The organism is Rhodococcus sp. IEGM 1366 (assembly GCF_033142425.1).
GTDB classification, from domain to species: domain Bacteria; phylum Actinomycetota; class Actinomycetes; order Mycobacteriales; family Mycobacteriaceae; genus Rhodococcus_F; species Rhodococcus_F globerula.
Genome location: NZ_JAWLRZ010000041.1, coordinates 1 through 563, shown reverse-complemented (window position 1 = coordinate 563; position 563 = coordinate 1). Strand labels below are relative to the sequence as shown.

The following is a 563-nucleotide window of genomic DNA, read 5'->3' as shown; positions in this document are numbered from 1 at the left end:
GGAAGAGCGGGGAATGCGTCGCCGGCGCGCTCGAACAACGCCATACACACAGTTCCGGCGTACCGGCCCCGATAGACGATTCCATCCAGATCGTCATGGGCGCGGTGAATTGTCCTGGCCCAGTGCTGGGTTCGGCGGTGCGCTGCCGAATCGAGCGCATGGTTCGCGCCGACTCTGGTTGCCCACACTCCGGTGCCGATTCCGGACACATCGAGAAGGCGCAGTGCACGCACGAATTTCACGCCTGTCAGGAACGGTTCGCAGTGCCGCCGGTCGATAGTGCGGGACGCTTGGAATGCTTCGGCCAGGGCGCCGCGGGGATTGCTTGCGCCGTACCAAATTCCGTATCTCGTCCGATCGGCTGGAGGGAGCGGATGGTGATCGAACCGAAGGACCGGACCGAAGGTGCGAAGTCCGTTCCAGGCAAGGACGTGGGGGCCGGTGGTGCGGTGCACCCGCCAGACGACGTCGCCGGGTGTCCACTCGATCACCTCGTCGGGAAGAATTCCCGCATCGCGGAGGTCCTCGATCGACGGCGGCGCAGGCAACATTACCGCCATCTA

Annotated in this window: 1 protein-coding gene; it reads right to left on the bottom strand. The window is 64.7% G+C overall.

The features are described from left to right. On the bottom strand, positions 1 to 551 hold a 551-nt coding region (locus tag R4P64_RS33955), incomplete at its 3' end, for an RES family NAD+ phosphorylase (RefSeq protein WP_317824581.1). Positions 552 to 563: the final 12 nt, after the last annotated feature.